This is a genomic window from Paraburkholderia sp. (assembly GCF_024281035.1).
Taxonomy (GTDB): Bacteria; Pseudomonadota; Gammaproteobacteria; order Burkholderiales; family Burkholderiaceae; genus Paraburkholderia.
This window is the reverse complement of record NZ_JAMXLH010000029.1, coordinates 73,613-91,221: the sequence shown is the minus strand read 5'-3', so window position 1 is coordinate 91,221 and position 17,609 is coordinate 73,613. Positions and strand designations below refer to the sequence as shown.

The 17,609-nt window shown below is 66.1% G+C and carries 13 protein-coding genes; 8 read left to right on the top strand and 5 right to left on the bottom strand.

What is annotated here, in order from left to right; all coding sequences use genetic code 11:
- Nucleotides 1-216 precede the first annotated feature (216 nt).
- Nucleotides 217-963 carry a hypothetical protein gene (locus Q0L30_RS25790; RefSeq protein WP_367277803.1) on the top strand — a complete coding sequence of 249 codons (747 nt, stop codon included), beginning with the start codon at nt 217-219 and terminating at the stop codon, nt 961-963.
- Between the two features lie 152 nt (nt 964-1,115).
- The gene (locus Q0L30_RS25785) at nt 1,116-1,865 is read left to right on the top strand and encodes a pseudouridine synthase (protein ID WP_367277801.1); all 750 of its coding nucleotides are present in this window, start codon (nt 1,116-1,118) and stop codon (nt 1,863-1,865) included.
- Between the two features lie 102 nt (nt 1,866-1,967).
- On the opposite strand, the gene def is transcribed toward Q0L30_RS25785, so the two are convergent.
- The 5 genes from def to Q0L30_RS09470 all read right to left on the bottom strand — a co-directional run bounded on the left by def (nt 1,968) and on the right by Q0L30_RS09470 (nt 10,987).
- Nucleotides 1,968-2,501, bottom strand: coding sequence for a peptide deformylase (def, locus tag Q0L30_RS09490; RefSeq protein WP_296654321.1), 534 nt, complete (start codon nt 2,499-2,501; stop codon nt 1,968-1,970).
- Nucleotides 2,498-4,549, bottom strand: coding sequence for an NAD-dependent DNA ligase LigA (gene ligA / locus Q0L30_RS09485; protein ID WP_296654319.1), 2,052 nt, complete (start codon nt 4,547-4,549; stop codon nt 2,498-2,500). The genes def and ligA overlap by 4 nt, the downstream gene beginning before the upstream one ends.
- Before the next feature lie 356 nt (nt 4,550-4,905).
- Nucleotides 4,906-6,162, bottom strand: coding sequence for a cell division protein ZipA C-terminal FtsZ-binding domain-containing protein (locus Q0L30_RS09480; protein ID WP_296654317.1), 1,257 nt, complete (start codon nt 6,160-6,162; stop codon nt 4,906-4,908).
- A gap of 126 nt (nt 6,163-6,288) precedes the next feature.
- Complete coding sequence (smc, locus tag Q0L30_RS09475) at nt 6,289-9,807, bottom strand: chromosome segregation protein SMC (RefSeq protein WP_296654315.1); 3,519 nt, start codon at nt 9,805-9,807, stop codon at nt 6,289-6,291.
- A 160-nt stretch (nt 9,808-9,967) separates the two neighbouring features.
- Nucleotides 9,968-10,987, bottom strand: a complete 1,020-nt coding sequence (locus tag Q0L30_RS09470) for a DMT family transporter (protein ID WP_296654314.1) — start codon at nt 10,985-10,987, stop codon at nt 9,968-9,970.
- A gap of 338 nt (nt 10,988-11,325) precedes the next feature.
- Here Q0L30_RS09470 and dapC point away from each other — a divergent pair, with 338 nt between their 5' ends.
- The 6 genes from dapC (at nt 11,326) to cls (ending at nt 17,603) form a co-directional block, all read left to right on the top strand.
- Nucleotides 11,326-12,546 (top strand): succinyldiaminopimelate transaminase, encoded by a 1,221-nt coding sequence (gene dapC, locus Q0L30_RS09465; RefSeq protein ID WP_296654312.1) that lies wholly within the window; start codon nt 11,326-11,328, stop codon nt 12,544-12,546.
- Nucleotides 12,547-12,644: 98 nt separating this feature from the next.
- Nucleotides 12,645-13,472, top strand: a complete 828-nt coding sequence (gene dapD, locus Q0L30_RS09460) for a 2,3,4,5-tetrahydropyridine-2,6-dicarboxylate N-succinyltransferase (protein ID WP_296654310.1) — start codon at nt 12,645-12,647, stop codon at nt 13,470-13,472.
- A complete protein-coding gene (locus tag Q0L30_RS09455) occupies nt 13,472-13,834 on the top strand; it encodes an ArsC family reductase (protein WP_296654308.1) in 363 nt (120 codons plus the stop codon). The genes dapD and Q0L30_RS09455 overlap by 1 nt, the downstream gene beginning before the upstream one ends.
- 93 nt (nt 13,835-13,927) lie before the next feature.
- Entirely contained in the window at nt 13,928-15,067 is a 1,140-nt protein-coding gene (gene dapE / locus Q0L30_RS09450) for a succinyl-diaminopimelate desuccinylase (RefSeq protein WP_296654306.1), read from the top strand.
- Nucleotides 15,068-15,102: 35 nt separating this feature from the next.
- On the top strand, nt 15,103-15,987 hold the full coding sequence (gene prmB, locus Q0L30_RS09445; protein ID WP_296654739.1) for a 50S ribosomal protein L3 N(5)-glutamine methyltransferase: 885 nt from the start codon (nt 15,103-15,105) through the stop codon (nt 15,985-15,987).
- Between the two features lie 176 nt (nt 15,988-16,163).
- A complete protein-coding gene (gene cls / locus Q0L30_RS09440) occupies nt 16,164-17,603 on the top strand; it encodes a cardiolipin synthase (RefSeq protein WP_296654304.1) in 1,440 nt (479 codons plus the stop codon).
- Nucleotides 17,604-17,609: the final 6 nt, after the last annotated feature.

Here is a 17,609-nt window from a genome sequence, read left to right as displayed (position 1 = left end):
GCAGCGCGACCGCACGCAAGCCGGTACGCCCGGCCACAAGCGCGGCGCCCGCCGCGAAGACACCGGCGAAGCCCGCGGGCGCGCGCGGCGAGGGCCGCACGACCGAACGTAGCGGCGCCAAAGCGGCCGCGCCGCGCGATCGCGATACGGCGAAGCGGCCCGTACGAACGGCGCCGGGAGAACGTCCGGCGCGCCCGCGCGGTGAAGGCTTTGGTGATGATCGCCGTCCGTCGCGGCCGCGTGGCGAAGGCTTTGGTGACGAACGCCGTCCGGCGCGTCCGCGTGGCGAAGGCTTTGGTGATGATCGCCGCCCGGCTCGTGCGCGTGGTGAAGGTTTTGGTGATGATCGCCGTCCGGCTCGTCCGCGCGGTGAAGGTTTTGGTGATGATCGTCGTCCGGCCCGTGCGCGCGGTGAAGGCTTCGGTGATGATCGTCGTCCGGCTCGTCCGCGCAGCGAGGGCTTTGGTGATGATCGCCGCCCCGCTCGTCCGCGCGGTGAAGGCTTCAGTGATGATCGCCGCCCGGCTCGTCCGCGCGGTGAAGGCTTCAGTGATGACCGCCGTCCGGCGCGTCCGCGTGGCGAAGGTTTTGGTGATGACCGTCGTCCGGCTCGTCCGCGCGGCGAAGGCTTCGGTGATGACCGCCGTCCAGCGCGTCCACGGGGCGAAGGTTTCAGTGATGATCGCCGCCCGGCGCGAGCGCGCAGCGAGGGATTCGGTGATGATCGCCGTCCCGCTCGTCCGCGCGGTGAAGGCGCTGGTGACGAACGCCGTCCCGCTCGCCCGCGAAGCGAAGGCTTCGGCGACCGCGATCGCAAATTCGGCGACCGCAAAGCTCCGGGCGCCGCACCGCGCCGCGAATACGGCTCGTCGGCAGAAGGCCGCCGCCCCCGCGACGAAGGCGCGCGCCGCACGAACTCCGAGCGCCCCGCGCGCGAAGAGCGCAGCTTCACGCGCCCGGTAAAAGCCGCCTCGGGTTATCGCGACGACGCCCCCGCGCGCAAGTTCGCGACACGCGTTAAACCGGACGACCGCGCTCCGCGCAGCGCGCCCGTTGAATCGGCTGAGGGTGCACCGCACCGCGCGACCCACACCGGGACCGACGCAGCCGGCTCCCTGCGCCTGTCGAAGCGCATGTCGGAACTCGGTCTGTGCTCGCGCCGCGAGGCGGACGAGTGGATCGAGAAGGGCTGGGTTCTCGTCGACGGCGAGCGTATCGACACACTGGGCACGAAGGTCACACCCGACCAGCGCATCGAGATCGATCCGGCGGCACGCGCTGCGCAAGCCCGCCAGGTGACGATCCTGCTGCACAAGCCGGTGGGCTACGTCTCGGGCCAGGCCGAGGACGGCTATCCGCCCGCTGCCACGCTCGTCACGGCAGCCAACCAGTGGGATGGCGATCGCTCGGGCGTACGCTTTTCGCCGCTGCATCTGCGCACGCTTGCACCGGCGGGCCGCCTCGATATCGACTCGACCGGTCTGCTCGTGCTGACCCAGGATGGGCGCGTGGCAAAGCAGCTGATCGGCGAGCAGTCGGACATCGACAAGGAATATCTCGTGCGCGTGACCTACGACGACATCGAGACCGACATCGAACAGCATTTTCCCGCCGAGCTTCTCGCGAAACTGCGCCACGGCCTGTTACTGGACGACGTGCCGCTCAAGCCCGCGATGGTGAGCTGGCAGAACGGCGAGCAGTTGCGTTTCGTGCTGCGCGAAGGAAAGAAGCGGCAGATCCGCCGCATGTGCGAGCTGGTCGGACTGAAGGTGGTGGGGCTCAAGCGCGTGCGCATGGGCCGTGTGCTGCTGGGCGCGCTGCCGCAAGGCCAGTGGCGCTATCTGACACCCGACGAATCGTTCTGAGTTGATCTGATTTGATCTGATTTGCGCCGAACCCTCCCTCATGCGGGGAGGCTCGTGCAAACCAAAACGGGAGCCAACGGCTCCCGTTTTTACTTGATCGACTTAATCGTCGGCGACCGGGTCGAGATCGGGAAACAGCACGTCGGTATAGCCGAACTTCGAGAAGTCCGTGATCCGCATCGGATAGAGCTTGCCGATCAGGTGATCGCATTCGTGCTGGACCACGCGGGCGTGGAAGCCCTCGGCGACGCGCTCGATCGGCGTGCCGAACTGATCGAAGCCGTTGTAGCGGATCATCGAATATCGGCTCACCACGCCGCGCATGCCCGGTACCGACAGACATCCTTCCCATCCCTCTTCCATGTCATGCGACAGAGGATGAATGACGGGATTGATAAGCACCGTTTGCGGCACGGCGGGCGCCTCGGGATAGCGCTCGTTTTGCTCGAAGCCGAAGATCACGACCTGCAGATCCACGCCGATCTGCGGCGCGGCAAGACCCGCGCCATTCGCAGCGTGCATCGTGTCGAACATGTCGGCGACGAGCGTGTGCAACTCGGGTGTGTCGAAATGATCGACCGGCTTTGCGATGCTGAGCAGCCGCGGATCGCCCATCCTGAGAATTTCGCGAATCATGTCGAGGACCCCTCCAGGAGCTTGTGCAACCCTTCTTCGTCCAGCACCGGCACGCCGAGTTCCTCGGCTTTCGCGAGCTTGCTGCCCGCGTCGGCGCCTGCCACCACATAATCGGTCTTCTTCGAAACCGAGCCTGCCACTTTCGCACCGGCCGCTTCGAGCATTTCCTTTGCTGCGTCGCGCGTGAGCGTCGGCAACGTGCCGGTCAGCACGACAGTTTTACCGGCCAGCACGCCCTGCGGCGCCTTCGGCGCAGGCGGGCCTTCCTGCCATGCGACCTTGCCCGGCGCCCGCAGTTGCTCGATGACCGTGCGGTTGTGTTCCTCGGCAAAAAACTGGTGCAGCGCTTCGGCGACGATCGGACCCACGTCGTTCACTTCGAGCAATTCCTCGACGGAGGCGCGCATCAACGGATCGAGCGAACCGAAGTGTTTCGCGAGATCCTTCGCCGTGGATTCGCCGACATGCCGGATACCGAGCGCATAAATGAAGCGCGCGAGCGTCGTGGATTTGGCCTTCTCGAGCGAATCCAGCAGATTCTGTGCCGACTTGTCGGCCATGCGGTCGAGCGCCGCCAGCGTGCCGAAGCCGAGGTTGAAAAGGTCTGCGGGCGTGCGCACCAGGTTCTGGTCGACGAGCTGGTCGATGATCTTTTCGCCGAGGCCGTCGATATCGAGCGCGCGCCGCTGCGCAAAATGCCAGAGCGCCTGCTTGCGCTGCGCCGGGCAGAACAGGCCGCCCGTGCAGCGTGCGATGGCCTCGTCGGGCAGCCGCTCGATGCCCGATCCGCAGACGGGGCAATGCGTAGGCATCACGAATTCGCGAGCGTCGGCGGGACGGCGATCGAGTAGCGCGCCCACCACTTCGGGAATCACGTCGCCTGCGCGGCGCACAATCACCGTGTCGCCGATGCGGATGTCCTTGCGCCGCACTTCGTCTTCATTGTGAAGCGTGGCATTCGTTACCGTCGCGCCGCCGACGAACACGGGTTCGAGGCGTGCAACCGGCGTAATGGCACCCGTGCGTCCCACCTGGACATCGATGGCTAGCAGTTTCGTGAGCGCTTCCTGAGCCGGAAATTTGTGGGCGAGCGCGAAGCGCGGCGCACGCGAAACAAAGCCGAGCGCGTCCTGCTCGTCGCGCCGGTTGACCTTGTACACCACACCGTCGATGTCGTACGGAAGGTTGTCGCGCTTTTCGCCGACCGCACGGAAAAACGCGAGCAGGCCCTGCGCGCCGGTCACGACGGCACGTTCGCCGTTCACCGGCAGGCCGAGTTCCGCATACCAGTCGAGCAGTTCGCTGTGCGTGGCCGGCATCGGCTCGCCTTCGAGCGAACCAATGCCGTAGGCGAAGAACGACAGCGGCCGCTGCGCGGTGATCTTCGAATCGAGCTGGCGCAGGCTGCCCGCCGCCGCGTTGCGAGGGTTGGCAAATTCTTTCTGGCCGGCGTCGCGCTGGCGCTCGTTCATGCGCTCGAAGTCGCGGCGGAACATCAGCACTTCACCGCGCACATCGAGCACTTTCGGCACCCGCTCGCCCTTAAGACGCAACGGCAGTGAGCGGATCGTGCGAACGTTTTCAGTGACGTTCTCTCCGGTCGATCCATCGCCGCGCGTGGAAGCCTGAACGAACAGGCCGTCCACGTATCGCAGGGAAATAGCGAGCCCGTCGAACTTCAGTTCGCACGCGTATTCCACTTCGGACTTGTCGAGCGCGTCGCCCACGCGCTTGTCGAATGCGACGATGTCCTCATCCTCGAAGCCATTGTTGAGCGAGAGCATCGGCACGTCGTGGACGACGGATTCGAACCCGGTCGCAACCTCGCCGCCCACGCGCTGCGTGGGGGAATCGGGCGTAACGAGTTCGGGATGACCGGATTCGATCTGCTGAAGTTCCTTGAACAACCGGTCGTATTCCGCGTCGGGCAGCTCCGGCTGGTCGAGGACGTGATACGCGTGATTCGCACGCTCGAGTTCGGCGCGCAACCACGCCGCACGTTGCGACGCAGACGGTTCATCGGGATGACGGGCGGGCGTTCGGGCCATGCTGGAGCAGCTTCACGAGTGGATTTAGGAGACAGATTATCGCAGGAAGCGGCCCGTGTGGGATCGGCCAAACGGCCATGGCCGAACACCGCGCGCGCATCGCTCACGCACTGCCCGCGCGCCCCTGGCCGAACGGCGAACGTTCGGCCCGCTGCGTTGACAACGGGTTACCCGGGATGCGAGCGTGAACGCATTCGCAACCTGCACGATGCGTGACCGCCATGAGCTTTCCAGCAGTTGTATCCGACGCCTCTACGGTGGCGCCTCGCGCAGGCCGTCGCACGCCGCGTGCCCGCACCACGAGCGACGCGACGAACGCGCGGCGCGCTTGCGGCGCCGCGCTGCGCACATTCGAATTATTGGCTGAAGAGCCGCCGGGTGGCGGGCGACCCGGCCGGAATGCCGGCCTGTTCGAGCTTCGCGTAGAGCGTCATGAGCTGCTTGTCGATGGACTGCAGCACCGATTCCGGCAACGGACGGCGCTGATCGTCGACCACGCGGCCGCCGATGCGCTCCGCGAGCGAGCGCGCGTAATCGCACATGAGACGGAATGGCAGGATGTCCTCGTCGGCCACCGGCACGTCGAGAATCAGGCTGATCATCTGGCCGCCCTTATACGTGAGGTCGTCGCGCAGGAAGTTGGTGTCGCCGAACTGCAGCATGAACACCGGGTTCTGCTTCGCGTCGAGCTTCACGAACCGCGTGCCGTCGCGCGAGAGCAGCAGGCCGTCTTGCGCGGCCACGGCCTGGACGTAGTTCGCCGACCACGGTGCGCCGTCCGACAACACGTTGATCGAGAGCTGCGCGTCGCATTGCGCGGCGAAACCGTCGAGTTCGCGCGCCATCGAAACGGTTTCCATCATGTCCGGGAATTCCGGCGCGGCGTCGAGTGCGTCAGCGAATTGCTGCACGCCGGTCACGAACTCCGAAAACTCCAGTTCGTTAAGCGGGCCGCTGCGGTTGGCAAGCTGGGCGGCGGCGCGCAGCTCTTCATAGCGCACGCCGTTTTGCAGCAGCTCCCAACTGTCGCCGCCCTCAGGCTTGCCTTCGATATGCACCGGCTTGCTGCCGGCGCGACGCAGACGCTGGGCGAACGGAATCACGCGCTCGCCAGCCATCGGCGCCGCAAGGCGGATCGGGACGATGCAATCGATGCGGCGATCGACGACCGCAGGCGGCGCAGACGAAATCGTGGTCGCGGCAGGCAGGACCGGTTCTACGCGTTCGGCCTCTTCAGGCACGGCAGCAGGCGCAGCGCGCTCCACGGCAGGCGGGCCGGCCTCGGTTTCCACATCGGGGAATCCGTTCGGCGACGTGTTTTCAGCCTGGATGTCGGCTGGCGTATCGAGCGGCGCCACTGTGCCGAACCCCGGCTCGACGCGCTTCTCGGCATCGCCCGCGAGCGACGGTTCGCGCCGAGCTGGCGCTCGGGCCGGCTCGATGAACGGACTCTGCTCCTCCAGGTTGTCGCGCGGCGGCGTTTCGGCCACTTCCTGCGGCATCGGCCGCGGCATGCGCCTGCGCACTCTCGCGCCCTGCCACGCGTTATAGACCACCACACCCCCGACCACCACGGCGCCCGCGCCGATCAATCCGAGAGTCAACTCGTCCATGCATGCTCCATCAGCAATTCTTGTCCAGCGGCGCGCCACAGGCGCGTTCCGCTTGCGTTGCGTTCGCGCCGCACGCGGTGGCCGGCTTTCGCCCGGCACCACCGGATGCGCATCGCGCGCCGCTCGTTAAACCGTATTCTGTGCAAAACCCGCCGCTGTTTCCATGTCGACCGCAACGATGCGGGACACGCCCTGCTCCTGCATCGTCACGCCGATCAGCTGCTGGGCCATCTCCATCGCGATCTTGTTGTGCGAAATAAACAGGAACTGCGTCTTGTCCGACATGGCACGCACCAGATTCGCGAAACGCTCCGTATTCGCGTCGTCGAGCGGCGCGTCCACTTCGTCCAGCAGGCAGAACGGCGCAGGATTGAGCTGGAACATCGCGAACACCAGCGCGGTCGCCGTCAGCGCTTTCTCGCCGCCGGACAGCAGGTGAATCGTCGAATTCTTTTTGCCCGGCGGCTGCGCCATCACCTGCACCCCGGCATCGAGAATCTCGTCGCCCGTCATGATGAGTCTCGCCTGACCGCCGCCGAAGAGGCGCGGGAACAAATCGCCGAAATGCTGGTTCACTTCGTCGAACGTGCCTTGCAGCAGCGTGCGCGTTTCCTGGTCGATCTTGCGGATCGCGTCCTCGAGCGTTTCGATCGCGCTCGTCAGATCGGCGGACTGCGCGTCGAGGAAGATCTTGCGCTCTTTCGCCGCTGCGAGTTCGTCGAGTGCCGCCATGTTTACCGGACCGAGGGCCGCAATCGCGTTGTTGATGCGCGTGACTTCGCCCTGGAGATACGATGGCCTCATGTCCGGCGTGAGCTTCTCACGCAGCGCCGTTTCATCGACGCCCGCGGCCTGCAGCTGCTCGACGAACTGCTCGCCGTTCAGACGTGCGGCCTGCTCCTTCAACTGCAATTCCGTGATGCGATCGCGCAGCGGCTGCAGCGCACGCTCGGCGCTCAACCGCGTTTCGTCGGCCTGACGCAGCTTGCCGGTGAGATCGTCCAGTTCGGTGCGCGCAACGCGCAACAACGCTTCCTTCCGCGTGCGAATCTCAAGCGCATCCTGCAGACCGGTGTGAGCGGTCTGTTCGTTGATCGTTTCGAGTTCGGCCCGCGCGTCTTCGAGCGACGCCGCTACCCGCTCGCTCTGATCGTGCGCCACCTGGATGTTGCGCCGCAGTTCTTCGATCCGGTTCGCCATGTCGCGCGCGGCGAAGCGCGCATCGCTCGCGGCACGTTCGAGATCGCGCGCCTCATTGCGCGCAGCGCCGAGTGCCTCGTCGAGTGCTTCGAACGCAAGCTGGTTGTCTTCGAAACGGGCCTGCAGTTCGGCCAGCTCGCCATCGTGGCGCTCGAAGTTCGCTTCCGACCCGGCGCGCAACGCGCGCTGCTCTTCGACCTGCGCCGCGATCTCGTCGAGTTCCTCGCGAATCTGCGTGCTGCGCGCCGTATAACGCTCGTGCGCCTGCGTGAGTTTCAGCACGTCCAGTTGCAGTGCGTGCACGCGCTGCGTCGCGCGCTCGGCTTGCTGGCGCACTTCCGTGAGCGCCTGCGCAGCCTGCGTGTGCGCAGCCTCTGCGCGAATCGCAGCCGCACGCGCGTCGTCGGCGAGCAGGGCCTGCGCGCGCACCTGGCGCGTCAGATTCTCGATTTCCTGCTGCCGCGCCAACATGCCGGCCTGTTCCGAATCGGCGGCGTAGAGCTGCACGCCCACGCGCGTCACCATGTGGCCGGACTTCACGACGAACACGCCACCCGACGGCAACTGCGCACGCTGCGCCAGCGCCTCGGAAAGATCGGCCGCGACGAAGGTCGAGCCGAGCCATTCGGTCAGCACCGCGCGCAATCCCGCATCGTCGATCCGCACGAGCGAGAGCAGCGGCGCGAGCCCGGAAGGCGCAGGCGCCACCTGGCCCGCCGCGGGCGGCGCGTAGAACGCGAGCTTGGCGGGCGGTGCATCGGTAGCGAACGCCTTCACCCAGTCGAGGTTCGACACCTCGAGTGCGGCGAGCCGCTCGCGCAGCACCGCTTCCAGCGCCGTTTCCCACCCGGCCTCGACATGCAGTTTTTTCCACAGACGCGGCAGTGCGCCGAGCTCGTGACGTTCGAGCCAAGGCTGGATCTTGCCCTCGGTCTGCACGTTCTCCTGCAACTGCTTGAGCGCCGAGAGGCGCGCTTCGAGCTGGTGAATCTGCGCATTCTCGGCCTGCACACGCTCATGTGCCGAGCGGCGTTCGCCGTCCAGACGCGGCAGCGCTTCCTGCGCGTCGCCGAGCCGCAGCTGCGCGTCGTGCAGGATTTCCTCCTGCTCAACCAGTTGCATGCGCAACTCTTCGAGCTGCGCTTCGTCCGGTGCGTCGAGTCCACCCTCTTCGGATTTGAGCCGCTCGTGACGCTGTTGCAGTTGTTGCAGCATCTGATCAGCGTTGCGCTGATGCGCGGCTTCGAGCTTCAGCGCCTGTTCTGTGCGAGCAATGCCCGCGCGCTCTTCGTTGAGCTGGCCCTGCGCATCGCGCCACCGGCCTTCGAGCGCGGGCAGCGCGTCCTGCTTCGCAGCAGCCTCCTCTTGCGCGACAGCGGCCTTTTCTTCGGCCATCGCCAGCTGCTCTTCGGCGTCCTCGATGTCGCCTTGCGACTTCTGCGCCTGGGATTGCCACTGTTCGCGCTGTGCGCTCAGCGCAGCGATCTGCGCCTGCACACGATTGCGCGACTCGACGATGAACTTGATTTCGGCTTCGAGGCGGCTCACCTCGGCATTGGCTTCGTAGAGCGCGCCCTGCGCACCCTGCATCGCGTCGCTCGCGGTGTAATGCGCCACACGCAACGTTTCGAGTTGCGCCTCGACCTCGCGCAGTTGCGCCGTCTGGCGTTCGAGATCGATCTGCGCCTGTTCGATCGCGCGTTGCTGACGCTCCTGCTCGCTCGCTGCCTCGTTTTTGCGCAGCAGCCACAGCAGGCGCTGCTTTTCCTCGCCGTCGAACTGCAGTTCGCGGAACTTCGTCGCGACGACCGCCTGGCCTTCGAGTTTTTCGAGGTTCGTCGAGAGTTCGCGCACGATGTCCTCGACGCGCGTGAGGTTCTCGCGCGTGTCGTGCAGACGGTTCTCCGTTTCGCGGCGGCGCTCCTTGTACTTCGAGACGCCCGCCGCCTCTTCGAGGAACACGCGCAGCTCTTCCGGCTTCGCTTCGATGATGCGCGCGATCATGCCCTGGCCGATGATCGCGTAGGCGCGCGGTCCGAGGCCCGTGCCGAGGAAGATGTCCTGGATGTCGCGGCGGCGCGCCGGCAGGTTGTTGATGTAGTAGCTCGACGTGCCGTCGCGCGTCAGCACGCGCTTGACGGCGATCTCCGCATACTGGCCCCACTGGCCGGCGGCACGGCCGTCCGCGTTGTCGAACACGAGTTCGACGCTCGCGCGGCTGCCGGGCTTGCGCGCGGTCGAGCCGTTGAAGATGACGTCCTGCATCGACTCGCCGCGCAGCTCGGACGCACGGGACTCGCCGAGCACCCAGCGCACTGCGTCGATGATGTTGGATTTACCACAGCCATTCGGCCCGACCACACCGACCAGTTGGCCCGGAACCTGAAAATGCGTGGGATCGACGAATGATTTGAAGCCAGCGAGTTTAATCGAGGTCAGACGCACGGCGATATCGCTGTTTGAATTGGGAGAGTGAACGGGACCGCCCGTGCCGCACACCACGCGCCGGCGCAATCGCCCGGCAGCGGAACGCGCACTGGGCAGCCGCCACGGCTCGCCGCGCGGCGCGGCCTGGCGTGCGCTCCTCGGCGAGAATTAGCGGCAATCATACCATCGCACGCACGTCGTTCTGCTCGCGCTGCGACCCGTTGCCTGCGCTGCCGCCGTCAGTATCGTCGCCATTGTCCGCATGGCCGCCTGACAGCCCGGCGCCGTCCTCGCGCCCGGCAGGCGCGCTGCGCACGCGGTGTACCCAGCTCGACAGCAGCGACGCGAGCACGATGCAGCCGCCGCCCGCCCACTCGCGCGGACCGGGCGCCTCACCGGCGAAGAGCCACGAACTGAGCGCGGTCACGATGATCTCGAACAACATGATGATCGACGCGCGGTTCGCGCTCACGCGCGCGAGGCCGTATTGCACGATCATGTTGTTCGACGCGAGCACGAGGCCGAGCGCCAGGACGAGCAGCAGCGCGCGCCCGAGCAGGTCGCCCGTGGGGACCGCCGCCATCGGTTCGAAGGTGCTCGCACAGGCGCTGAACAGGGCCGTGCCGCCAAAGATCACGGCCGTGCGCATTTCCGGGCGCATCTCCGGCAGCACGCGGCTCGTCTTGAGCACCAGCACGTTGCTCATCGCGAAACCCATGCCGCCCGCGAGGCCCGCCCATTCCGCCGCATTGCCCGGCAGCGGCACGCCGAGCGCCGGCGACCACAGCATCAGCATCGCCCCGCCAAGCGAAAGCGCAGCGAGCGCCGCGCCCGACCAGGTCAGCCGCTCGCCGAGGATAAAGTGTGCAAAGAGCGCGGTCCATGCCGGGGCCAGATAGAACAGCAGCATCACGCGCATCACCTGGCCGTGGATCGTACCCCAGACGAAGCCCAGATTCGTCACGCCCGCCGCGAGCCCGAGAAACGGCAAGACCCAGTGCCAGCGCACCGTCGCAATGGAGCGGCGGCGTAGCAACAGCACGAATGCGCACCCGGCGGCGCTCGTCACCGCGCTCGCAACCGTGCCGGTGACGCCGAGCGCCGCCAGCATCCGCAGCGGATACCAGACGATGCCCCACACCGACGCGCCGACGAGGATCGCCAGCGTCGGCCAGTCGACGCGCAAGCGCTGGTTCATCGCAGCGTCCCTGGGCACGTCAGGTGCCTCAGTTGCCTCAGTTGCTTTACGTGCGCGTCGCGGGTCATGCACTGCCGATACATCGAAAACCGCATTCTTGCCCCCTCACACCCTTTAAAGCCCTTCAGAGCGTTCAAAACTTCAACTTTCCCTCACAAGCCGCAGACGATTCGTAAAGGCCATGCGGCACGCCGCATGGCCCGCGACACCACGCTATAATCGACCGCCTGCAACCGTCTGCCGCATGGTTTCAGTGCGCGCCGCAGGCGAGTTCCGCGCGCCTGCTCCTCTGTTTTTCGCTTACGCCCGTTTTTCGCTTACGCCCGCCCAACGCCCAAGTGAATCCGCTACTCGACACCCTTCAGACCTATCCCTTCGAAAAGCTGCGCGCCCTCTTTAAGGACGTCACGCCGAAAGCCGGCCTGCGGCCCATCAGCCTGGGCATCGGCGAGCCGAAACATCCGACGCCCACGCTGATCCGCGACGCCGTGATCGCCTCGCTCGACGGTCTCGCGGTGTATCCGGCGACAGCGGGCAGTCCCGCGCTGCGCGAGTCGATCGCGAACTGGATCAAGGCGCGCTACGCGTTGCCCGCCATCGACGCGAACACCGAAGTGCTGCCGGTCTCGGGCTCGCGCGAGGCGCTGTTCGCGCTCGCGCAGGCGGTGGTCGATCCGGCCGCCGGCGTGAAAGATCCTGCCAGACGCGCGATCGTACTCTGCCCGAACCCGTTCTACCAGATCTACGAAGGCGCCGCGCTGCTCGCGGGCGGCGAGCCGTACTTCGTGAACAGCGATCCGGCACGCAACTACGCGTGCGACTATTCGCAGGTGCCCGAGGACGTGTGGGCCCGCACGCAGCTGCTCTACGTGTGCTCGCCCGGCAACCCCACGGGCGCGGTTCTCACGCTCGACGACTGGCGCGAACTCTTTGCGCTGTCCGACCGCTACGGCTTCGTGATCGCCTCCGACGAGTGCTACTCCGAGATCTACTTCGACGAAACCAAGCCGCCGCTCGGCGGGCTCGAAGCGGCGCACCGCCTCGGCCGCGGTTTCGAGCGCCTCGTGATGCTGTCGAGTCTGTCGAAGCGCTCGAATGTGCCGGGCATGCGCTCGGGCTTCGTCGCGGGCGACGCCGCGATCCTCAAGCAGTTCCTGCTCTACCGCACCTACCACGGCGCGGCGCTGTCGCCGGTCTGGCAGGCCGCGAGCGCTGTTGCGTGGGGCGACGAGCAGCACGTTCGCGAGAACCGCGCGAAGTACGCGCGCAAGTTTGCAACGGTCACGCCGATGCTCGCCGACGTGCTCGACGTGCGTCTGCCGGACGCCGCGTTCTACCTCTGGGCGAACGTCGCGCGTACCGGCCTGTCCGATACCGCTTTCGCCCAGCGTCTCTACGCCGACTATAATGTGACGGTCCTGCCGGGCTCTTATCTGGCCCGCACCGCGCACGGCGCGAATCCGGGACAGAATTTCGTCCGCATGGCGCTTGTCGCCGACGTCGAGGAGTGCATCGAGGGCGCACAACGCATCGTCGATTTCTGCCGCTCGCTCGCCTGAACGCCACGCGCGGCGCCCATAAGGCACCCACGAGGCACCTCCGAGGCGCGCCGCGCCCGCACCGCCTTCCCTATCCGAACTCACACGAAACCAACACCATGTCGCAACAACTTCAGCAGATCATCGACAACGCCTGGGAAAACCGCGCGGACTTCTCGGCCAAATCCGCACCGAACGACGTGCGCGAAGCCGTCGCCCACGTCATCGCGGAACTGGACCGCGGCGCGCTGCGCTGCGCCGAGAAGAAGGACGGCGACTGGGTCGTCAACCAGTGGGTGAAGAAAGCCGTGCTGCTGTCGTTCCGTCTCGAAGACAACGTGCCGATGCCCGCGGGCGGCTACAGCCAGTTCTACGACAAGGTGCCGTCGAAGTTCGCGAACTACACCGCCGAAGACTTCGCCGCGGGCGGTTTTCGCGTCGTGCCGCCGGCCATCGCGCGCCGCGGCTCGTTCATCGCGAAGAACGTCGTGCTGATGCCGTCATACACGAACATCGGCGCATACGTCGACGAAGGCACGATGGTCGACACCTGGGCGACGGTCGGCTCGTGCGCGCAGATCGGCAAGAACGTGCACCTCTCGGGCGGCGTCGGCATCGGCGGCGTGCTGGAGCCGCTGCAGGCCAATCCGGTCATCATCGAAGACAACTGCTTCATCGGCGCGCGCTCGGAAGTCGTGGAAGGCGTGATCGTCGAAGAGAACTCGGTCATTTCGATGGGCGTGTACCTCGGCCAGAGCACCAAGATCTACGACCGTGAAACCGGCGAAGTTTCGTACGGCCGCATTCCGGCGGGCTCGGTCGTCGTCGCGGGCAACCTGCCCTCGAAAGACGGCTCGCACAGCCTGTACTGCGCCGTGATCGTCAAGAAGGTCGATGCGAAGACGCGCGCCAAGGTCGGCCTGAACGAGCTGCTGCGAGGCGATTGATGGCGGCGAGCAAAACCGTCGTCTATGGCATTCCGAACTGCGACACCGTGAAGAAGGCCCGTGTGTGGCTCGAAGCGCACGGCGTCGCATTCGAATTTCACGATTTCAAAAAGGCGGGCGTGAGCGCGCCGATGGTCGAAGGCTGGCTCAAGGACGTGTCCCTCGAAGCGCTTGTGAACAAGCGCGGCACGACGTGGCGCGGCCTGCCCGACGAAACGAAGTCGGCGGCCGAAAGCCAGGACGGTGCGATCGCGCTGATGATCGAGAAGCCATCGGTCATCAAGCGGCCTGTCGTCGTCGTGAACGGCCGTGTGAAGACGCTCGGTTTTTCGGCGGAACAGTACGCCACGCTCTTCGCGTGAGCCGGACTGCTTCGCACAACGCGTAATAACAAGCTGTTGCCGGTGCCCGTGTGAACTCGCGGCGCCGGCATTTTTATTGAAAGTGGCCCTTCCATGTCCGGCACCCTCGCCCTTACCGAAGCCCTGATCGCGCGTGCGTCCGTCACGCCCGACGACCAGCACTGTCAGCGCATCATGACCGAGCGCCTCGCGCCGCTCGGCTTCACATGCGAAACGATCGAGTCGCACGGCGTGACGAACCTGTGGGCCGTGAAGCGCGGCACGGACGGTGCCGCCGGAGCGCTCCTCGCCTTCGCGGGCCATACCGATGTCGTGCCGACCGGCCCGCTCGAACAGTGGAAATCGCCGCCGTTCGAGCCGGTGCAACGCGACGGCAAACTCTACGGCCGGGGCGCCGCCGACATGAAAACCTCGCTCGCCGCGTTCGTCGTGGCGAGCGAAGAGTTCGTCGCCGCGCATCCGCAGCATCGCGGCGCCATCGCCTTTCTCATCACGAGCGACGAGGAAGGCCCCGCGACCGACGGCACCGTGAAGGTCGTCGAAGCGCTGCAGCAGCGCGGCGAGAAAATGGATTACTGCATCGTCGGCGAGCCGACTTCGACGCACACGCTCGGCGACTGCGTGAAGAACGGCCGCCGCGGCTCGATGTCGGGCAAGCTGATCGTCAAGGGCGTGCAGGGGCATATCGCCTATCCGCATCTCGCGAAAAACCCCGTGCATCTGCTCGCGCCCGCGCTCGCCGAGCTGGTGGCCGAAAAGTGGGACGACGGCAACGAGTACTTCCCGCCCACGACATGGCAGGTGTCGAACCTGCACAGCGGCACCGGCGCAAGCAACGTGATTCCCGGCCACGCCGACGTCCAGTTCAACTTCCGCTTCTCGACCGCCAGCACGGTGGAAGGCCTGCAGCAGCGCGTGCATGCGATCCTCGACAAGCACGGCCTCGACTACGAGCTGCACTGGACCGTGAGCGGCCTGCCGTTCCTCACCCCGCGCGGCGTGCTGTCGAATGCGCTCGAAAAAGCGATTTTCGACGAGACCGGCGTCACGACCGAACTTTCGACGACGGGCGGCACGTCCGACGGCCGCTTCATCGCGCGCATCTGCCCGCAGGTGGTCGAATTCGGCCCGCCGAACGGCAGCATCCACAAGATCGACGAGCATATCGAACTAAAGTACGTCGAACCGCTGAAGAACGTGTATCGTCGCGTGCTCGAACAACTGATCGCCTGAATACGCCTGCCGGAGCCCCACACATGACGCATCCCCTGTCGACCACCTTCTCCACCGTGCGCGACCTGCTGCGCTACGCCGTGACGCGCTTCACCGCCGCGGAACTCGCGTTCGGCCACGGCTCGTCCAACGCCTACGACGAGGCCGCCTACCTGATCCTGCACACGCTGCATCTGCCGCTCGATCTGCTCGACCCGTTCCTGGACGCGCGGCTCGCGGCCGACGAGATCGACGCCGTGCTCGGCGTGATCGAGCGCCGCGCGACCGAGCGCGTGCCCGCCGCCTACATCACGAACGAAGCGTGGATGCATGGCGTGCGCTTCTACGTCGACGAACGCGTGATCGTGCCGCGTTCGTTCATCGGCGAACTGCTCGCAGACGGCCTGCAGCCGTATGTCGAGGATCCCGAACACGTGGGCGCGGTGCTCGAACTGTGCACCGGCTCGGCAAGCCTTGCGATACTCGCCGCGCATGCGTTCCCGAACGCCGACATCGACGCAGTCGATCTCTCGGCCCCGGCGCTCGAAGTGGCGCGCCGCAACGTCCACGAGCACGGCTTCGACGAGCGCGTCGCGCTGTTCGAGGGCGACCTGTTCGCGCCGCTGGCCGAACGCCGTTACGACGTCATCCTGACGAATCCGCCGTACGTCAACGCCGAATCGATGCAGGCGCTGCCGCCCGAATACCGTCACGAGCCGGAAATGGCGCTCGCAGGCGGCGCGGACGGAATGGACATCGTGCGCCGCATTCTTGCGCAGGCGCGCAACTGGCTGACCGACGAAGGCGTGCTCGTGGTGGAGATCGGCAACGAGCGCGCGAACGTGGAAGCGGCCTTCGGCGGGCTGGACCTCGTCTGGCTCTCGACGAGCGCGGGCGACGATCAGGTATTCCTGATCCAGGCGGCCGATCTGCCGGTGTAAACGCCTTTTGTAAGTACCTTTCGCGCGCGAAAATTCGCGAAAACTGTCAGATCGCGGTTTTGCGCGCGCGCCCGGGGCCGGAACCATAACCCCAGCCCGGCCGGGTTCGGTAAGATGGAAGCTTCCCGGCTACAGCGCTACGGTGTCGTCCAGCATCCGGCGCGCCCCGCGCCCCTATGCAATTCGACTGGTCACAGCTCGGCCCGCTTCTCGCGATCATCCACCTCCTCGGAATCGCTGCGGCGTGCCACGCCATCCTCAACACCCGCACCTCGCAAGGCGCGATCGCGTGGGCTGTGTCGCTCGCGACAATGCCCTATCTGACGCTGATCCCCTACCTTTTCCTCGGTCGCAGCAAGTTCGCGGGCTACGCCGACGCGCGGCGGCTGCGCAATGCAACCCTGCGCTCGCGCGCTCACGCGCCCGAGTGGGACGAGCTCCTTTCTAACGGCGAATGGCCGGTCGAAGAACTCGGCGCGCGCGTGATCCAGACGATGGCGCAGCTCGGCGGCATGCCGATCGTGCCCGGCAATTCGGTGCGCACGCTCGTGAACGGCGAAGCCACGTTCTCGGCCATCTTCGAGGCGATCGAGCAGGCACGCCACTACGTGGTCGTGCAATTTTTCATCGTGCACGCAGACACCCTCGGCGAGATGCTGAAGGACACGCTCATCCAGTGCGTATCGCGCGGCGTGCGCGCGTTTTTCCTCTACGACAGCATCGGCTGCTTCGACCTGCCCGCGAGCTACGTCAACGCATTGCGCGCAGGCGGCGTCGTGGTGCATCCGTTTTCGACGCGGCGCCACTTCGTCAACCGCTTCCAGCTCAACTTCCGCAACCACCGCAAGATCGTCGTCGTCGACGGCGAGCGCGCCTTCGTGGGCGGCCACAACGTGGGCGTCGAATACCTCGGCGCCAAACCGCCGCTCTCGCCCTGGCGCGACACGCATATCGAAGTGCGCGGCCCCGCGGTCGCGAACATCCAGTTCGCCTTCACCGAGGACTGGTACTGGGTCACGCAGGAGCTGCCCGACTGCGAACCGCCGCCCGTCGCGCCTTGCGACGACAACATGTTCTGTCTCGTGATGCCGACCGGTCCCGCCGATCGCCAGGAGACCTGTTCGCTCATCTTCGTCGAGGCGATCAACGCGGCACGCCGGCGGCTGTGGATCACCACGCCCTATCTCGTGCTCGATGAAGCGGTGTTCTCGGCGCTGCGGCTCGCTGTGCTGCGCGGCGTGGACGTCCGCATCATGATTCCGGGCCGCCGCGATCACTACGTGGTGTTCGAGGCCTCGACGCTGTACGCATTCGATGCCATCCGCGCCGGCATTCGCATCTTCCGTTATCAGCCTGGCTTCCTGCACCAGAAGGTCTTGCTGATCGACGACGTGGCGGCAGTCGTTGGCAGCGCGAACCTCGACAACCGTTCATTCCGGCTGAACTTCGAGATCATGGTACTCACGGTGCACCGCGGCTTCGCGGCCGAGGTCGAAGCGATGCTGCTGCGCGACTTCGAGCAGGCCGTCGAGGTGGACCGCACCGAATACCGCGATGCGCTCGCCTGGCGCAAGATGACCATGCATCTCGCGCGCCTGTTCGCGCCGATCCTTTAGGGCCGC

Coding starts and splice junctions, on each gene's coding strand:
- Q0L30_RS09470 (WP_296654314.1), bottom strand. CDS start 10,987: ATGAACCAGCGCTTGCGCGTCGACTGGCCGACGCTGGCGATCCTCGTC.
- dapD (WP_296654310.1), top strand. CDS start 12,645: ATGTCGCAACAACTTCAGCAGATCATCGACAACGCCTGGGAAAACCGC.
- ligA (WP_296654319.1), bottom strand. CDS start 4,549: ATGGCCCGAACGCCCGCCCGTCATCCCGATGAACCGTCTGCGTCGCAA.
- Q0L30_RS09455 (WP_296654308.1), top strand. CDS start 13,472: ATGGCGGCGAGCAAAACCGTCGTCTATGGCATTCCGAACTGCGACACC.
- Q0L30_RS25790 (WP_367277803.1), top strand. CDS start 217: ATGATCGCCGTCCGTCGCGGCCGCGTGGCGAAGGCTTTGGTGACGAAC.
- cls (WP_296654304.1), top strand. CDS start 16,164: ATGCAATTCGACTGGTCACAGCTCGGCCCGCTTCTCGCGATCATCCAC.
- def (WP_296654321.1), bottom strand. CDS start 2,501: ATGATTCGCGAAATTCTCAGGATGGGCGATCCGCGGCTGCTCAGCATC.
- dapE (WP_296654306.1), top strand. CDS start 13,928: ATGTCCGGCACCCTCGCCCTTACCGAAGCCCTGATCGCGCGTGCGTCC.
- Q0L30_RS09480 (WP_296654317.1), bottom strand. CDS start 6,162: ATGGACGAGTTGACTCTCGGATTGATCGGCGCGGGCGCCGTGGTGGTC.